The organism is Leyella stercorea, from assembly GCF_021531355.1.
GTDB lineage: Bacteria > Bacteroidota > Bacteroidia > Bacteroidales > Bacteroidaceae > Prevotella.
In genome coordinates, this window is sequence record NZ_JADYTS010000063.1 from 1 (window position 1) to 16,014 (window position 16,014).

At 45.1% G+C, this 16,014-nt stretch carries 13 protein-coding genes; 7 read left to right on the plus strand and 6 right to left on the minus strand.

Annotated elements, in window-relative coordinates; translation table 11 throughout:
- Nucleotides 1–556 precede the first annotated feature (556 nt).
- Both I6E38_RS11640 and I6E38_RS11645 read right to left on the minus strand, forming a co-directional pair.
- The gene (locus I6E38_RS11640; protein ID WP_235394153.1) at nt 557–1,117 is read right to left on the minus strand and encodes an NADH peroxidase; all 561 of its coding nucleotides are present in this window, start codon (nt 1,115–1,117) and stop codon (nt 557–559) included.
- Nucleotides 1,118–1,143: 26 nt separating this feature from the next.
- Nucleotides 1,144–1,569 (minus strand): Fur family transcriptional regulator, encoded by a 426-nt coding sequence (locus tag I6E38_RS11645; RefSeq protein ID WP_235394154.1) that lies wholly within the window; start codon nt 1,567–1,569, stop codon nt 1,144–1,146.
- 305 nt (nt 1,570–1,874) lie between these two features.
- Between I6E38_RS11645 and I6E38_RS11650 the strand changes: the two genes are divergently transcribed.
- The 4 genes from I6E38_RS11650 to I6E38_RS11665 are packed head-to-tail and all read left to right on the plus strand — an operon-like array spanning nt 1,875 to nt 9,086.
- Nucleotides 1,875–2,618, plus strand: coding sequence for a peptidylprolyl isomerase (locus I6E38_RS11650; RefSeq protein WP_235394155.1), 744 nt, complete (start codon nt 1,875–1,877; stop codon nt 2,616–2,618).
- Between the two features lie 19 nt (nt 2,619–2,637).
- Nucleotides 2,638–2,901, plus strand: coding sequence for a hypothetical protein (locus tag I6E38_RS11655; protein ID WP_235394156.1), 264 nt, complete (start codon nt 2,638–2,640; stop codon nt 2,899–2,901).
- 19 nt (nt 2,902–2,920) lie between these two features.
- A complete protein-coding gene (locus I6E38_RS11660; protein WP_235394157.1) occupies nt 2,921–6,181 on the plus strand; it encodes a UvrD-helicase domain-containing protein in 3,261 nt (1,086 codons plus the stop codon).
- 7 nt (nt 6,182–6,188) lie between these two features.
- Entirely contained in the window at nt 6,189–9,086 is a 2,898-nt protein-coding gene (locus tag I6E38_RS11665) for a PD-(D/E)XK nuclease family protein (RefSeq protein ID WP_235394158.1), read from the plus strand.
- 157 nt (nt 9,087–9,243) lie between these two features.
- Here the strand turns inward: I6E38_RS11665 and dnaB are convergent, their stop codons facing one another.
- Genes dnaB through panC form a run of 3 tightly spaced genes read right to left on the minus strand, consistent with a single transcriptional unit; the run spans nt 9,244 to nt 12,062 of the window.
- A complete protein-coding gene (gene dnaB / locus I6E38_RS11670; RefSeq protein WP_235394159.1) occupies nt 9,244–10,797 on the minus strand; it encodes a replicative DNA helicase in 1,554 nt (517 codons plus the stop codon).
- Between the two features lie 24 nt (nt 10,798–10,821).
- On the minus strand, nt 10,822–11,169 hold the full coding sequence (panD, locus tag I6E38_RS11675; protein WP_235394160.1) for an aspartate 1-decarboxylase: 348 nt from the start codon (nt 11,167–11,169) through the stop codon (nt 10,822–10,824).
- Between the two features lie 41 nt (nt 11,170–11,210).
- Nucleotides 11,211–12,062 carry a pantoate--beta-alanine ligase gene (gene panC / locus I6E38_RS11680; RefSeq protein WP_235394165.1) on the minus strand — a complete coding sequence of 284 codons (852 nt, stop codon included), beginning with the start codon at nt 12,060–12,062 and terminating at the stop codon, nt 11,211–11,213.
- A gap of 285 nt (nt 12,063–12,347) precedes the next feature.
- Between panC and I6E38_RS11685 the strand changes: the two genes are divergently transcribed.
- Genes I6E38_RS11685 through I6E38_RS11695 form a run of 3 tightly spaced genes read left to right on the plus strand, consistent with a single transcriptional unit; the run spans nt 12,348 to nt 14,789 of the window.
- Complete coding sequence (locus I6E38_RS11685) at nt 12,348–13,145, plus strand: glycogen/starch synthase (protein ID WP_235394161.1); 798 nt, start codon at nt 12,348–12,350, stop codon at nt 13,143–13,145.
- A gap of 47 nt (nt 13,146–13,192) precedes the next feature.
- Complete coding sequence (locus I6E38_RS11690; protein WP_235394162.1) at nt 13,193–14,641, plus strand: DUF4270 domain-containing protein; 1,449 nt, start codon at nt 13,193–13,195, stop codon at nt 14,639–14,641.
- 10 nt (nt 14,642–14,651) lie between these two features.
- Nucleotides 14,652–14,789 carry an ABC transporter permease gene (locus tag I6E38_RS11695; RefSeq protein ID WP_235394163.1) on the plus strand — a complete coding sequence of 46 codons (138 nt, stop codon included), beginning with the start codon at nt 14,652–14,654 and terminating at the stop codon, nt 14,787–14,789.
- A 720-nt stretch (nt 14,790–15,509) separates the two neighbouring features.
- Here the strand turns inward: I6E38_RS11695 and I6E38_RS11700 are convergent.
- Nucleotides 15,510–15,920 carry an N-acetylmuramoyl-L-alanine amidase gene (locus tag I6E38_RS11700; protein ID WP_235394164.1) on the minus strand — a complete coding sequence of 137 codons (411 nt, stop codon included), beginning with the start codon at nt 15,918–15,920 and terminating at the stop codon, nt 15,510–15,512.
- Nucleotides 15,921–16,014 lie beyond the last annotated feature (94 nt).

Sequence of the window (16,014 nt, forward strand, 5' to 3'; positions counted from 1 at the left end):
ATGCTTTCTGGGGGCAATTTTGCTTATTTTAACACAAAAAAGCTCTCAAAAATTTGGTGATGTCTTAGGAATCATGAGGTATGTTTCAATTACTATCGTTTAATTGTTAGGTTCAGCCCTTCGTGCAGCGTTATCGAGTATTGCACTACTATGGCGTCTGCTGACTTCTCACGGCAAGCTTTACTCCGCTTCTTTCGTAAAAGCAACTATTTGAAGCGTCCGTGAGACCTCCTCGGATAAGGGCATTGTCTTTCCATCTTATACCCACTTCATTTACACCGACCGTTCCGAATAGCTATAGGGCTTTGGTTCTTTTTGCAACCTTACCCACGGTCACATGCCTTATATGAAGTTTCTGTCCGTTAGGTCAGATGTTTGCCGCCGGCTTCTTTCAGATTCCAACTCACGATGGACACCCTTGCCTTTGGCTATGTAATTCCCGCTATTAGGGCTTACTCGGGACTTCCACCCGTTAGACAATGCTCATGCCGAGCATACCAAAAAAGGAGGAAAGCAGCAATGCTCTCCTCCTTCTTTATGTATTATTATTTCTTGATTATTTCTCGAAATAACGCTTGTACAATCCCATGAAGCCAGCGCAATGACGAGCCTCGTCCTTTGCCATCTCATGAACTGTGTCGTGTGTAGCATCCATACCCGCAGCCTTAGCATTCTTGGCAATACGGAACTTATCCTCGCATGCACCACGCTCAGCAGCAATACGTGCCTCAAGATTGCTCTTTGTATCCTTCAATACATCGCCCAGCAGTTCAGCAAACTTGCTTGCGTGCTCAGCCTCCTCAAAAGCGTAACGCTTGAAAGCCTCAGCAATTTCAGGATAGCCCTCGCGGTCAGCCTGACGGCTCATTGCCAGATACATACCAACCTCACCACACTCACCATTGAAGTGAGTCTCAAGGTCCTTAATCATCTCAGCAGTTGCATCTTCCTTGCGTGCAGCACCAAGAGTGTGAACAGTAGCAAAAGCAGGACCGTCCATTGGGTCTTCCATTTCCTTGAACTTGCTAGCCGGAGCCTTGCAAACCGGGCACTTCTCAGGAGCCTCTGTACCTTCATGAATATAACCACATACTGTGCAAATAAATTTCTTTTTCATAATATTATTGTTTAAAAGTTTATAAATTAGTTCTCTTTCTTTTCCTTCATGCATTCGCTACAAATTCCCTTGTAATACAGCTGCACGTCATCAACCGAATGTCCCCCCACCGTCTTACACGACAGCAAAGGCGAAACTTCATCAAAGATATCGTACACCTTCCTACATTGTTTGCAATAGAAGTGAGCATGCGCATTAATATTTCCGTCATAGCACACCCTATGTTCATCTATCGTGATCATCTGAGCCGCATTGTTCTCTGACAATAAACGTAGAGTATTGTACACTGTAGTACGACTAAGAGTAGGCATCTTGCCACTCAAGCCACGATAGACATCGTCAACCGTAGGATGGGTATAGTGCGTTAGCAAATAATGCATTATCGCTATACGCTGTACAGAGGGCTTTACACCGCACTCTGTCAAACGGGCCATTGCTTCTTTTGAATTCATATTCTTGTTTTCTACATTTGCAAAGATACAACAATATCTTAAACAACCAAAGAAAATTTGTAATTTTTACAACTTTTAATTCATTGTAATAAAAGTAGACTTTCTTATATAGCTCTTTTCATATGAAATTTTAGTTCATAACAATTTGTATAAACTTATACACCAAATGACACACATGTTTATTTCATTTGGTGTGCATTTTCAGATAAATAAATATTAAGAATACGTCAATACAAAATGCTATTGCTTTTTGGTAATTACTTAAACAAAAATTGCTATCTTTGCAGTAAAAGAACTATACAACAATGGCAAAAATAGAAATTGAAACACCGAAAGGCAACATCGTAGTACGCCTTTACGACGACACCCCAAAACATCGTGACAACATGCTGAAACTGATTGACGAAGGATTCTACAACGGAACCCTTTTTCATCGTGTAATAAAGGACTTCATGATACAAGCCGGAGATCCCGACTCGAAAGGTGCGCCAGCAGGCAAACATCTCGGAGCAGGCGGTCCGGACTATACAATCGAAGCCGAAATAAAGTCAAATCTCTTTCACAAACGAGGAGCATTGTGTGCAGCACGTCTTGGCGACGAGGTGAATCCTAACAAGGAATCGAGTGGCAGCCAGTTCTACATTGTATGGGGCGATGTATACAATACTGCCCAACTGAAGCAGATGGAGAAGCAAATGAAGCAGAATCAGGAAATTACCACATTCAACGATCTTGTGACATATCACAAAGACAAGATTATGGAAATGCGACGCAACCGCGACCGTGCCGGACTGCAGGAACTGCAAGACAGTCTGCAGAAAGAGGCCAAAGAGATTTGCCGGCAGCAACCTGTAGGCTTTACCGAGGAGCAATTCAACGCTTATACAACAATAGGCGGAACACCTTTCCTCGACAGAGAGTACACTGTTTTCGGCGAGGTAGAAAACGGGCTGGATATCGTAGAGCAAATAATAAATGTAGATACCGATTCTGCCGACCGTCCTAAAGAAGACATCACAATCAACAATATTGAAGTTGTTGAGCAATAATAAACTGACAACATAAGAGATGGTTTCTAAAGACAGTATTGAATCGGCGTATTGTTTCTTTCATCAGAAATGGCGTGTGTACTCTTATAGCAACAACTTGCGTCAAAAAGACGACATTGAGTACTCCATAGCCTCTTATGTTGAGTCGATGAACCGTCAGCTATACGAAACTATAGCTGACGGCAAATCAGACTTTCTAACTGACCACACATCTTTTTCGATAGATATGCAAGCAGCCATAAGTAGACTTGACATTATGGCCGCCGAAACAGACAAACAATAACGGAAATAATAATCAGCTCATGAATACCGTACATAAGGCACTTACCATATACAAAGCCAGTGCAGGAAGTGGTAAAACTTTCACACTATCCATAGAATATATTAAACTGCTAATAAACGACCCTACGAGCTATCGCTCTACACTTGCCGTAACCTTCACAAACAAAGCAACTGAGGAGATGAAGATTCGTATACTAAGTCAGTTGTACGGTATATGGAAACTACTGCCTGACTCAAAAAGCTATATTGAGAAGATAAAGGCAGACATGGACGTAACAGAAGAATTCATGGCTGAACGTGCAGGTATGGCCCTACACAACATAGTGAACAACTACAGCTATTTCCGAATAGAAACAATCGACTCTTTCTTCCAAAGTGTTCTGCGCAATTTGGCACGCGAGCTTGACCTCACAGCCAATCTGCGCGTAGAACTGAACGACTTTCAAATAGAGCGTAATGCAGTAGACACTCTGATAGACAATCTCTCGGAGAACGACCAGCTATTGGCATGGATTATGGAATACATCCAAGAGAACATACAAGACGACAAGAACTGGAACGTAATAGGACAGATAAAGAAATTCGGCGAGAACATTTTCCGTGAATTCTATAAGACCAATAGCAAGCAACTGAATGCAAAATTGCTTGAAGAGGGATTCTTCAAACAATACACAGCGAAATTGCGCAAATTGCGCAATGAGGCAGAAGCAGAAATAGTTAATGAAGCAGAATTGTTCTTTGATATTCTAAACAACCATGGCATAGACATACAGGACCTAAGCTATGGCAAAAGTGGTCCTGCCGGATATTTCATAAAGATACGATCGGGAATATACGACGAGAGTTTGATAACCGGTCGTGTAAAGACTGCTATGGACAATGGTAACGGAGAGGGATGGGTGAAGAAATCAGCCACTCCAGAACTCAAAGCCATTGCCGAATCGAAACTTGCTCCAATATTGATAAATGCCGAAGACGTAAGAAGCCGCAACTGGCCAATCTATCAATCGGCAGTACTCACCTTGCGCCACCTAAACCAGTTGCGCTTGCTCAACAGCATAGAAAGCAAAGTGAGAGACATGAATCAAGAAGCCAACCGATTCCTGTTGAGTGACACCCACACCCTACTACACTCACTGATAAAAGACAGCGACTCGCCATTCATATTCGAGAAAATCGGCACTCGACTCAACAACATCATGATTGACGAGTTTCAGGACACGAGTACTGTACAATGGCAGAACTTCAAGGTACTACTTGAGGAATGCATGAGCCATGGCACCGAACAAGGCAACCTTATTGTAGGCGACGTGAAGCAGAGCATATACAGATGGCGCTCGGGCGACTGGCGCATGTTAAACAATATAGAGCGTGAATTCCCTACAATGAGAAGTATGCTCAATGTACAGAGCCTTGACACTAACTACCGCTCGTCAAGACGTGTAATCAACTTCAACAATGCCTTCTTCACACAGGCAGCAGAGATAGAATACAAAGACTTGAAGATCGGCAACGAGTCGCAAGACGAAAAATCAGACATTTCGGCCGAACAGTTGAAGAAGGCTTATACAGACGTTCAACAGAATGTACCAGAATTCAGAAAAGACACGGGACATGTAAGTGTAGAATTGCTACCCCAGGAGGACTATCTGGCGCAGACTTTGCAGAAGACAGCCGATGCGGTAAGAGAATTACTCAATGCCGGGGCTGAATGTTCGGACATTGCTATTATAGTACGTTCAAACAGCACCATACAACAATTGGCTGAATATTTTGCTGAAGAAATGCCTGAGATGAGAATCGTGTCGGACGAGGCTTTCAGACTCGACAATGCCGACTCGGTGAACATCATAGTCAATGCCATGCACTGCCTGACCCATCCCGACGACCTAATAGCGAAAACATACATAGCCAAAGCTTACCAAACGAGAGTGTTGGGCAAGGATTATGTAGATGTAGACAAGATGCTTACAACAGAAGAAGGCACCACTGAGGCACTGCCAAAACAATTTGTCGACAATGCTCCTGACCTTATGGCCATGCCTCTGTATGAATTGGCAGAAAGGCTGTATAACATATTCGGGCTTAAGAATATCAACGGTGAAGACGCTTACATATATGCCTTCTACGATTGCCTGACAGACTATCTGAAAAACAACACTGCCGACATTGACAAATTCATAGAGGAATGGGACGACAGCATCAGCTCCAAAACTATACAGGTGAATGCTACACAAGGCATCAGACTCATAACCATACACAAGAGTAAGGGATTGGAGTTTGAAAATGTCATCATACCATTCTGCGACTGGAGCATAGAGAAGACTAACACCATATGGTGCTCGCCTAAGGTGGCACCTTTCAACGAACTGCCCCTAATACCTATAGACTTCAATGCCAAGCAGATGAAGGGCACCATATTCGAAGATGACTATAACGACGAGCATCTGCAGAACTGTGTAGACAACCTGAACCTGCTATATGTAGCATTCACACGCGCTTCGTCAAGCCTACATGTAATAGCACGCAGAGGCAATGCCAACCAACGCTCGTACACTATAGAGCAAGCCTTGTCGAATATGGAATTGGAAGACGGAATTCTTGAAGGCGACATTAACGACAAGAAGAGCTTTTTGAGATACACTTACGGCACATTGGAGACTGCCGATAAAAAGAAAGCAAAACACTCTGACAACATCTTCATGCCACAAATAAGCAACAAACAAGTAAAGATGGAGACGTATGATAACCATACGGACTTCAGACAGAGTAATAGAAGCCGTGAGTTTGTATGTGACGAAGACGACAGCAACAGCGAAGAGAAACAACGACTGGCGTATATAAAAACGGGTAGAGTGCTGCATCACCTGTTTGCCACAATCAATACTACCAAGGATATAGAACCGAGTCTGCAACAGCTGGAGATTGACGGACTGATAGAAGACAGCGACGTAAATAGCGAAAGTCTGCGCAAGATGCTGTACAAGCGACTTGAAAACAAGCAGGTGGCAGACTGGTTCTCCGGACGATGGACGCTGTTCAACGAGTGTACCATTCTTGACTACGATATAGCTACCGACACGGTGAGAGAGCATCGCCCCGACCGTGTGATGAAAGACGGCAACAAAGTAGTGATAGTCGACTTCAAATTCGGAGCCTACCGTCCAGAATACACCGAACAAGTAAGGCGTTACATTGCGCTCACCAAAGCTATGGGCTACAATGATGTAAGGGGATATCTGTGGTTTGTATATACAAATAATATTGAAGAAGTGAAATAATAGCATCATGAGAACGACAAGAACATTTTTGGAACATGTAGCCGAAGACATGATAAGTAAATGGGGCACAGACATGTCACGCATAGTGGTAGTATTCCCCAACAAACGTGCAGCATTGTTTCTAAACGAATATCTTGCACGCATAGCAGGCAAGCCCATGTGGAGTCCGGCATACACAACCATTAGCGAGCTGTTTGGCAAGCACTCGGAATTTGCAGTAGGCGACTCCATAAAACTGGTGTGCGACCTGCATAAATCATTTGTAAAATGTACGGGCATAGATGAGACACTCGACCACTTCTATGGTTGGGGACAGCTGCTATTGACAGATTTCGACGATATTGACAAGAATATGGCCGATGCCGACAAGATATTCTGCAATCTGAAAGACATACACGAACTTGACGACCTGTCGTATCTTACCGAAGAGCAGCGCGAGATGCTCAAACGCTTCTTTGCCAACTTCAGTGACGACCATGAGACAGAGTTGAAGAAACGCTTCCTTAGTCTATGGAGCCACTTTGGCGACATATATCACGACTACAACAAACGTCTAAGAAGCCAAGGCATAGGATACGAGGGAGCAATCTACAGAGATGTAGTAACAAAGCAAGACATTGAATTTGAATACGACACATACATATTCATTGGTTTCAACTTGCTTCAGAAGGTAGAACAAGAACTGTTTGCCAATCTGAAGAAGGCTGGCAAGGCCCATTTCTACTGGGACTTTGACACCTACTACATGCCTCGCAACAACAGCGCATTCAACAACGAGGCAGGTAAATACATTGCCATGTATCTGAAGGATTTCCCCAACGAACTCGACGTCCGCTCAGCAGAAATCTACTCGAATATGCGACAACCCAAGAACGTATCGTTCGTAATGGCATCAACCGAGAACATTCAGGCAAGATATGCCGCTCAATGGTTGCGCGACGGCAACAGATATTCAGACGGCAGACAAACTGCCATTGTAATGTGCGACGAAGCCATTCTGCCTCCAGTAATACAAAGTCTGCCTCCAGAGGCTGACAAAGTGAACATTACAAGTGGTTTTCCGCTTGGCATGACACCGATAGCATCGTTAGTATCACTACTATTCGACATGTACACATCGGGCATTACGAGCAAGGGTGCATACTATCGTACACAATATGCAAGCAAAGTATTGACACATGCCTACACACACTATATATCAGAAAAAGCAAAGGACGTATACGCCACAATAAAAGAGCGACATCTGATGTATCCCGACCACAACACACTTACTCTTGAAGGTGTAGACAAAGGCTTGTGCCTGCTCTTCCCTACCGGCAACATCGCTCTGCTAAAGCATGTAGCTACTATAATCAAGCAGATTGGCGTCAATGCCAAGGACACCGAGGATGCCTTCCTGCAAGAGTCGGTATTCAGAATGTACACCATCATAAACCGTCTAGAACAACTCGCTGCCAATGGCGACCTAAATGTAGACACAACCACATTGCGTCGACTCATCAAACAATTAATATCATCAACCACTATACCTTTTCATGGCGAACCGGTAGTGGGAATACAGATAATGGGAGTGCTCGAAACACGTAATCTTGACTTCAAGCATCTGCTGTTGCTGTCGTGCAATGAAGGCAATATGCCTAAGGGTGTCAACGACTCGTCGTTCATACCTTACGCCATACGCAAGGCACACGGACTGACTACCATCGACAACAAGGTAGCTATATACTCATACTATTTCCACCGTCTGCTGCAACGTGCCGACGACATAACGATAATATACAACAACACTACAGATAATGGACATACGGGCGAAATGAGCCGCTTTATGCTGCAATTGATGGTAGACGGCAAGCAGCAAATAAGCCACTACAATCTGCTTGCCGACAACTCACCTGTAACTCACGTAGCCCAAAGCATAAAAAAAGAGGACAGCATCAAGGACACACTCGACAGCATGTACAGTCTGTCGCCATCGGCAATAAACACATATATAAGGTGTCCGCTACAGTTCTTCTATCAATATGTGGCACACATAAAGGAACCCGACTGCGATGACGATGTAGTAGACAACCGTATGTTCGGCAATATATTCCACAAATCGGCACAACTGATATACGACGACATTGCACAGCACAACAATGGCAAGATTGAAAAAGCTGCAATACAGAAATATCTTAACACAAAGGGTCTGTTGGAGAATGTTGTTGACCGTGCATTCAATGAAGAACTGTTTAAGGTGAAGGACACAAAGCGCAGCCCTTACTACAACGGACTGCATCTGATCAACCGCAAAGTGCTGTTGGAATATCTGCGCCAATTGCTTCATGGCGACCAAAAAATCGCTCCTTTTGAGATACTCGCACTGGAGGAAGCCGTCTACACCCAAATGACATTTGAAGCTGAAGACAACAACGAGCGGAATATAAGAATTGGCGGAATTATCGACCGTCTGGACAGGGTGACCGATGCACGAACGGGCATACCAACAATACGTGTAGTAGACTATAAGACGGGACTGCAGGCTACAAAGAAGATTAAGGAAATTGAGGAAATATTCTCGGACACCAACATCAGCCAAAAGCACTCCGACTATTATCTGCAAGCCTTACTCTACTCGCTGATTGTAGACGACTCTACAAAATACAATCAGCAGAGGGATTGTGTAAGTCCGGCATTGCTATTTATAAAGCAGGCATCTAAGGATAATTACGACCCTGTACTTGAGATTGACTCACAAAAAATTTCAAACGTAAGAATATATAAAGAGGAGTTTGAGAAACATCTGAAGGAAGTGCTGCAAGAAATATTCAACACCACCCTACCTTTCACACCTACACAGGACAAAATGCGTTGCGAAAAATGCTCGTATAGGAGAATCTGCAGAGTTAATTCAGTTGAGTATTGAGAGTTGAGAATTGAGAGTTGAGAATTGAGAGTTATGATATGCTTTGTTTGGTAAATATAATTATAATATGGTAATCATAACTCTCAACTCTTAACTCTCAACTATCAACCATGGTAATATAACTTTCAATTCTCAACTCTAAACTCTTAATTAACCACTAAAATGGTGCTGGTGAAGATGGTTCACCAAATGGTGCATCGTCGGGCATACCTGCCAAATCAGGAGGCAGCGACATGCCTGGTCCGCCATTCATCTTGCTGCCGATAATCTCCGAACCAAAAGGGGCATCGCCAATAGGTGCCGACTGCTTCTCGGGATCCTGGAATCGAGTGAACTCGCCACGGAACGTAAGCAGCACGTCGCCCGTAGCACCCTTACGGTGCTTGGCAATGATAATCTGCGCCATGCCACGAAGGTCGTTGCCCTTCTCATCGTGCAGAATATGATAATACTCCGGACGATGCACAAACAGCACCATATCGGCATCCTGCTCGATGGCTCCCGACTCACGAAGGTCGCTCAGCTGCGGACGCTTGCCTTCAAGACCCTCACGATTCTCCACAGTACGATTCAACTGCGACAAAGCGAGTATGGGGATGTCAAGTTCCTTGGCAAGCCCCTTGAGCGACTGCGAAATCTTCGACACCTCCTCCTGACGGCTGCCGAAACGCATACCATTTGCATTCATAAGCTGAAGGTAGTCTATCATGATAATCTTTACACCCTTCTCGCGCACCAGACGACGTGCCTTAGTACGCAACTCGAATATGGAGAGTCCCGGAGTATCATCAATATACAATGGCGAGCCTTGCAACAGACGAATATTCTTGTCCAATCGCTCCCATTCATCGGGAGCCAACTGTCCGTTGAGCATCTTGTTGCCTGGTATCTCACACACATTTGAAATGAGACGGTTGACAAGCTGCACATTGTTCATCTCAAGTGAGAAAAAGGCAATAGGAGTGTTGTAGTCGACAGCTATGTTCTTGGCAAGCGACAGAGCAAACGAAGTCTTACCCATCGCCGGACGTCCGGCAATGATTACAAGGTCCGAACTCTGCCATCCACTCGTCTTCTTGTCCAATTCCTCATATCCTGTAGGCACACCGGTCAATCCGCCTGCATTAGCCTGCGCCTTCTGCAGAATGTCGATAGCCTTGGTTATGACAGGGTCCACCTGCGTATAGTCCTTCTTCATGTTGCGCTGCGACAACTCGAAGAGCGAACCCTCAGCTTCCTGCATCAGTTCGTCTACATCCTGCGTCTCGTCGAAAGCCTTGGTCTCCACAATGCTGGCGTAAGAGATAAGCTGACGTGCCAGATACTTCTGAGCAAGAATCTTAGCATGATACTCGATATGAGCCGACGATGCCACATGCGAGCTAAGCTCCACAATGTACGGCGCACCGCCCACATCATCAATAGTACCCTCACGCTTCAGCTCGTCGACAACAGTCATGATGTCCACCGGATTCTCGTTCATCGACAATGTCTGTATGGCATTGTATATCTTCTGATGGCGAGGCTCGTAGAAGGTTTCGGGGCGCAGCGTCTCCGACACCATAGAGAAGGCATCCTTGTCAATCATCAGCGCACCTAGCACCACCTTCTCTATATCCACAGCCTGTGGCTGCAGATGGCCGTAGTTCTTGTCAAACGCCTTGCCCTGCGACTGTTTGCCAGGCTTTCTTTCTGTACTTGTATTTGGCATAAAAGAAATAAAGCGATTGCGTTTCTACTTGACAACCTTGTTGTTTTCGGGGAACACCACTGTGGGGCGGAACTTCTTGGCCTCCTCAAAATCCATCAAAGCATAAGATATAATTATCACGGTGTCGCCGATTGCCACCTTACGTGCAGCGGCACCGTTAAGGCAGATGCATCCGCTGCCACGCTCACCCTTTATAATATATGTCTCGAAACGCTCACCATTGTTGTTGTTGACAATCTGCACCTTCTCGCCCTCAATCATATTGGCGGCATCCATAAGATCCTGGTCGATAGTGATGCTGCCAATATAGTTGAGATTGGCCTGTGTCACCTGCACACAGTGCAGTTTCGATTTCAATACTTCTATCATCATAACGGTAAAAAGAATACTTTCTAAATGTTTGTTGTTGTTGACTATTCCTTGAATGTGATATGGTCGATAAGTCGTATCGGGGTCTTGCCGCAATACACAGTTATGCAACCTGCAATGTACTGGCTGTCATCCCACGACTCCACCTCCTGCAAGGTATTGCCGTCGACAATAGAGAAATATTCCACCTCAAGACCCTCAACGGCATTGATGTCGGCCACCACCTTGTCGTGTGTCTCCTTGAGCGTATGGGTGGCCCCATATTCTTTGCCAGCCTTGAGCGCGCTGTAAATCTTAGGGGCTATAGCACGCTCGTCGGCAGCAAGCAGAGTATTGCGCGAACTCTTTGCCAAGCCATCGGCCTCGCGCACTGTGTCGCACTCTACAATCTGCAGCTTCAGTCCGAGATAGCGCACCAAAGCCTTGACAACAGCTATCTGCTGCCAATCTTTCTCACCAAAATAAGCTCTGTCGGGACGTACTATATAGAAAAGGCGTGACACCACTTGACACACGCCATTGAAGTGACCGGGACGATGGGCGCCCTCCATCACCGTAGTGACAGGAGGAAATTCAAAATGCCTGTTATCCTTAGTGGGATACATCTCTTCTACAGACGGTGCAAACACATAGTCGGCACCACATTGCTCTAGCAAAGCGCAATCGGCATCAAGCGTGCGCGGATAACGCTCCAAATCGCCCTGGTCGTTGAACTGGGTCGGATTGAGGAATACTGACACTACAGTCACATCGTTCTCAACCACACTGCGGCTTACAAGCGACGCATGGCCCTCATGAAGAGCGCCCATAGTGGGAACCAGACCTACTGACTTTCCTTCCTTCCGAACTTCGAACAACTCATTCTGAAGTTCAACAATACTTCTGAACAGTTTCATCATCATTTTAATTTTATTGCCATAAGCCAGTTGCCGATTTTATCACACGAAAAAATCCTGGCAACAGCTTAAAGCGTTTATCCTTTTGAAATTTCAATGCAAAATAACAACATTTTTCTTAAATGCGAAAGAATAAATCTAAAAATATGACAAATACGGCATCCAAATTTCGTTATTAATAAAAAACGACGATTTTTCTGAACTTTTTTTTATACCTTTGCACCTGTTTTTACGCGCACACAAACAAAATTCAACCAAATCGGCGCGACAATAAAAGAATCAAGCATGGCAAAGAAAATCTTATTCATCAATCAGGAGATATCCCCGTACGTTCCAGAATCTACACTTTCTGTAATGGGCAGAGACCTTCCAAGCAAAATGCAGGAAGACGGTTTCGAAATACGTACATTCATGCCGAAGTGGGGCAATATCAACGAGCGTAGAGGACAGCTACATGAGGTGATACGCCTTTCGGGAATGAACCTCGTAATCGACGACACCGACCATCCGCTCATCATCAAGGTTGCCTCAATACCGCAGACACGACTACAGGTGTACTTCATCGACAACGACGACTACTTCATGAAGCGCAAGATGGCCGTCGACGAGAACGGTGAGGAATACGACGACAACGGCGAGCGAGCCATATTCTTCGCAAGAGGAGTACTCGAAACCGTGAAGAAATTACGATGGTCGCCCGAGGCTATACACTGCCAGGGATGGATGGGATACATCGTGCCCCTCTTTATCAAGACAGCATACAAGGACGAGCCTACATTTGCAGGTACAAAGGTTATCACCTCTATATTCAGCCAAGGACTCACAAAAAAGATAGGCGACAACTTCAAGCGATGCCTCGAATTCAAGGACGTGACAGTAGAAAGCCTCGCTGACTACAACGACGATTTCGACTTCACCGAAATGTGCAAGCTTGCCATCGACCATAGCGACGCAGTGGTAGAAGCCGAAGCCAACGCCTACCCCGAACTCATAGAGTATGCAAAAAGTAAGGGCATAAAGGTGCTACCCTACCCCGGTGACAATGCCGACGACGCCTATAAAGCCTTCTACGAAAGCCTCTAACACACATACAGGGGCTTTTTATCTAACATTAGATTTTTTACTGTAAGATGAAAATAAAACTACTGGCAGGCATAGCGCTTGCCTCTATAGCGTTGGCATCGTGCGACGACAATACAAGCGAGATTGGCTCGTCGCTCATCGACAATGCCGACAAGCTCGAAATCACAACCGACACTTTCGGGATAATATCCAATTCGGCTGCTATGGGAGCCGTACTCTCCAACAGCTCGACAGGATACCTCGGCAAGGTGCGCGACCCCGAGACCGGGGCCTACCTCACAAGCTGCTTCATGACACAGTTCTACACCCCCGAGGACTTCACGTTCCCCGAGAAGGACAGCATAAAGAGCCTCGACAGCAACCACCGCATCATGGCCGACTCGTGCGACATACGCCTCTACTACACTAACTACTTCGGCGACTCGCTCGCCACGATGAAGCTCTCGGCCGTAGAACTCGCCAAGCCCGTGCCGGAAACAGGCAAATTCTACACCGACTTCAACCCCGAAGCCGAATACATCACGCCGCAGTCGATGAAAGTCGACAAGATGTACACGCTCACCGACCTCAACGTCGACGAGAGCACACGCTACGGCAGCGACTACATGCCCAGCATACGCATACCGCTAAGCTCCGAATACGGCACAAAGATCATGAACGCATACTATGAGCACCCTGAATACTTCAAGAATGCCTATGCCTTCATACACCATCTCGTACCTGGATTCTACTTCAAGACCACAAGCGGCATAGGCTCAATGGCATACATCCGTCTGAGCCAGCTCAACGTCTACTTCCGCCACAAGACCACTTATACAAAGACTGACGGAACCAAGAAGGACACCATCTATGCTGCCATGGCTTCGTTCCCTGGAACTGAAGAGGTGCTGCAGACTACAAGAATACAGAACGACCAGAACGTCATCAGCCAGCTCGTGGCCGACCCCTCATGTACCTACATCAAGTCGCCAGCAGGCATCTACACAGAACTGACCCTGCCCGTAATGCAGATTGTAGAGAAGGAATATACCGTAGGCGGAAAAGTGTACAGTCATAAGAACGACACCATCAATTCGGCAAAGGTAGTGCTGCGGCGAATCAACAACACTCAGGACAGCAAGTACACCCTCAGTGCTCCTAAAACGCTGCTCATGCTGCCCAAGAGCGATGTGAAGGCTTTCTTCGAGAACAACCGCACTGCCGACTACAAGACATCGTATCTCGCATCGTACAGCAGTTCTACCAATACGTACACATTCAACAATATCGGAAGTCTGATAAAGAACCTCTACGACAAGGCCGACCGCACAGACACCGATTGGAACAAGGTGGTACTGATACCGGTCAGCGTTAGCTACGACACCTCGAGCGGTGCGACGGAACTGATAAGCGTAAGCAACGACATGTCGATGACAAGCACTCGTCTGGTACGTGGCTACAACGACACCAAGGACAGCAAGATAACCATAAGCGTCATCTACAGCAAGTTCAAATAAACACGCAGCCATGGCAGACAACTTTCTTGAACGGCAGCGACGCGACTACGAGCAGCGTAAGCAGCAATTGCAGCAAAACAATCAAAAGCACGCCACCAGCGTGGCTGAAATACTCAGAAGGGCGCGACAACGGTTCAACAACGACTAAGACAAAATATCCTTACAAATAGCAATGGATAATTACGATTGTATTGTCAATCATAATTATCCATTGTTTTTTTATGACAGAGGGATGTTGACAAAAAGAATAACTTTTACCTTTGCATCATCTTTCCTCGTTTTTTATCTAAAGTAGCTTTTAATCCGAAATTTATATATACATTTGTATAAAAGAACAAATCAACTAAAGCATGGCAAGAGATGTCACATTGCGTGCCGACGGATATTGTTAGATTTTATCTTGCCCACCGTTTGAGTATTCTGCATACACACAGAACAACAACAAGACAGCAAACAACAATACAGAGATTTCCATTAAGCAAGGATTTGTTGAAGGACGAGTGATTGGCGCATTTAGATGTCGAATTGTTTTGGCTAAACGTAGACAAGCTGTCGATGGTGTTTGAATTATGCATCAATGTGTTATGTTTTTCGCTTGAATATTTCGCGCCGAATATCTTTATAGAGGGTTTTTCGGCTGGCGTAATGTAAGGCTTGTTATTGTTTAAAAAAGATATCAAACAGCTGTCGAAAGTGAAGTATACAGAATCGTTAGTATTATACAATAAAGATGAAATATTGCCGAAAAAACGACTGTTGATGTCTATGCGCTGCACATCTATCTCCTCGGAAGAAGACTTTGCGCTCTTACACGAAAAGCATAAGAGCGCAAGGATTATTATTAGCATTTGCTTCATCATACACATATTTATATATTAGCGTATTCTTTCGCTGCATCGAAACAGGGACAGTCTTTCGCTGCAAAATCCCTGTGACCTTTTATTACAGCATCGGGATATTTTGCTTTAAGTCGCATTAACAGACACTTAATAGCTAGTTTTTGCAAGGGCGTACGTGTGTCTTTTGATGTTTTACCGTCTTTCGAAAGACCTCCTACATAGCAGACGCCGATACTGTTTGCATTATGCCCTTTGCAATGTGCACCTGCTTGTTCGACTGGCCTTCCAAAATGTATGCTACCGTCGAGATATATTATATAGTGATATCCTATGCTGTCGAAGCCTCGCTCGCGATGCCATCTTTCGATATCAGCCACTTTGTAGTTTTTGCCCTCTTGCGTTGCTGTGCAATGTATTATGATAGTGTCAATTTTTCTCATTTTTCGAGTCCTCCATCTTTTTCCTGACTTCGTCATTGCGTACCCCAAAAATCTTCATCAAAGAGTTTAGCTATTTTCTGATGCCTTGCCATCA

What these genes read in the sequence shown, in the direction of transcription:
- I6E38_RS11650 (WP_235394155.1), top strand. Translation starts at nt 1,875, where the DNA reads ATGGCAAAAATAGAAATTGAAACACCGAAAGGCAACATCGTAGTACGC.
- panD (WP_235394160.1), bottom strand. Translation starts at nt 11,169, where the DNA reads ATGATGATAGAAGTATTGAAATCGAAACTGCACTGTGTGCAGGTGACA.
- I6E38_RS11655 (WP_235394156.1), top strand. Translation starts at nt 2,638, where the DNA reads ATGGTTTCTAAAGACAGTATTGAATCGGCGTATTGTTTCTTTCATCAG.
- I6E38_RS11640 (WP_235394153.1), bottom strand. Translation starts at nt 1,117, where the DNA reads ATGAAAAAGAAATTTATTTGCACAGTATGTGGTTATATTCATGAAGGT.
- I6E38_RS11690 (WP_235394162.1), top strand. Translation starts at nt 13,193, where the DNA reads ATGAAAATAAAACTACTGGCAGGCATAGCGCTTGCCTCTATAGCGTTG.
- I6E38_RS11660 (WP_235394157.1), top strand. Translation starts at nt 2,921, where the DNA reads ATGAATACCGTACATAAGGCACTTACCATATACAAAGCCAGTGCAGGA.
- I6E38_RS11700 (WP_235394164.1), bottom strand. Translation starts at nt 15,920, where the DNA reads ATGAGAAAAATTGACACTATCATAATACATTGCACAGCAACGCAAGAG.
- dnaB (WP_235394159.1), bottom strand. Translation starts at nt 10,797, where the DNA reads ATGCCAAATACAAGTACAGAAAGAAAGCCTGGCAAACAGTCGCAGGGC.
- I6E38_RS11665 (WP_235394158.1), top strand. Translation starts at nt 6,189, where the DNA reads ATGAGAACGACAAGAACATTTTTGGAACATGTAGCCGAAGACATGATA.
- I6E38_RS11645 (WP_235394154.1), bottom strand. Translation starts at nt 1,569, where the DNA reads ATGAATTCAAAAGAAGCAATGGCCCGTTTGACAGAGTGCGGTGTAAAG.
- panC (WP_235394165.1), bottom strand. Translation starts at nt 12,062, where the DNA reads ATGAAACTGTTCAGAAGTATTGTTGAACTTCAGAATGAGTTGTTCGAA.
- I6E38_RS11685 (WP_235394161.1), top strand. Translation starts at nt 12,348, where the DNA reads ATGGCAAAGAAAATCTTATTCATCAATCAGGAGATATCCCCGTACGTT.
- I6E38_RS11695 (WP_235394163.1), top strand. Translation starts at nt 14,652, where the DNA reads ATGGCAGACAACTTTCTTGAACGGCAGCGACGCGACTACGAGCAGCGT.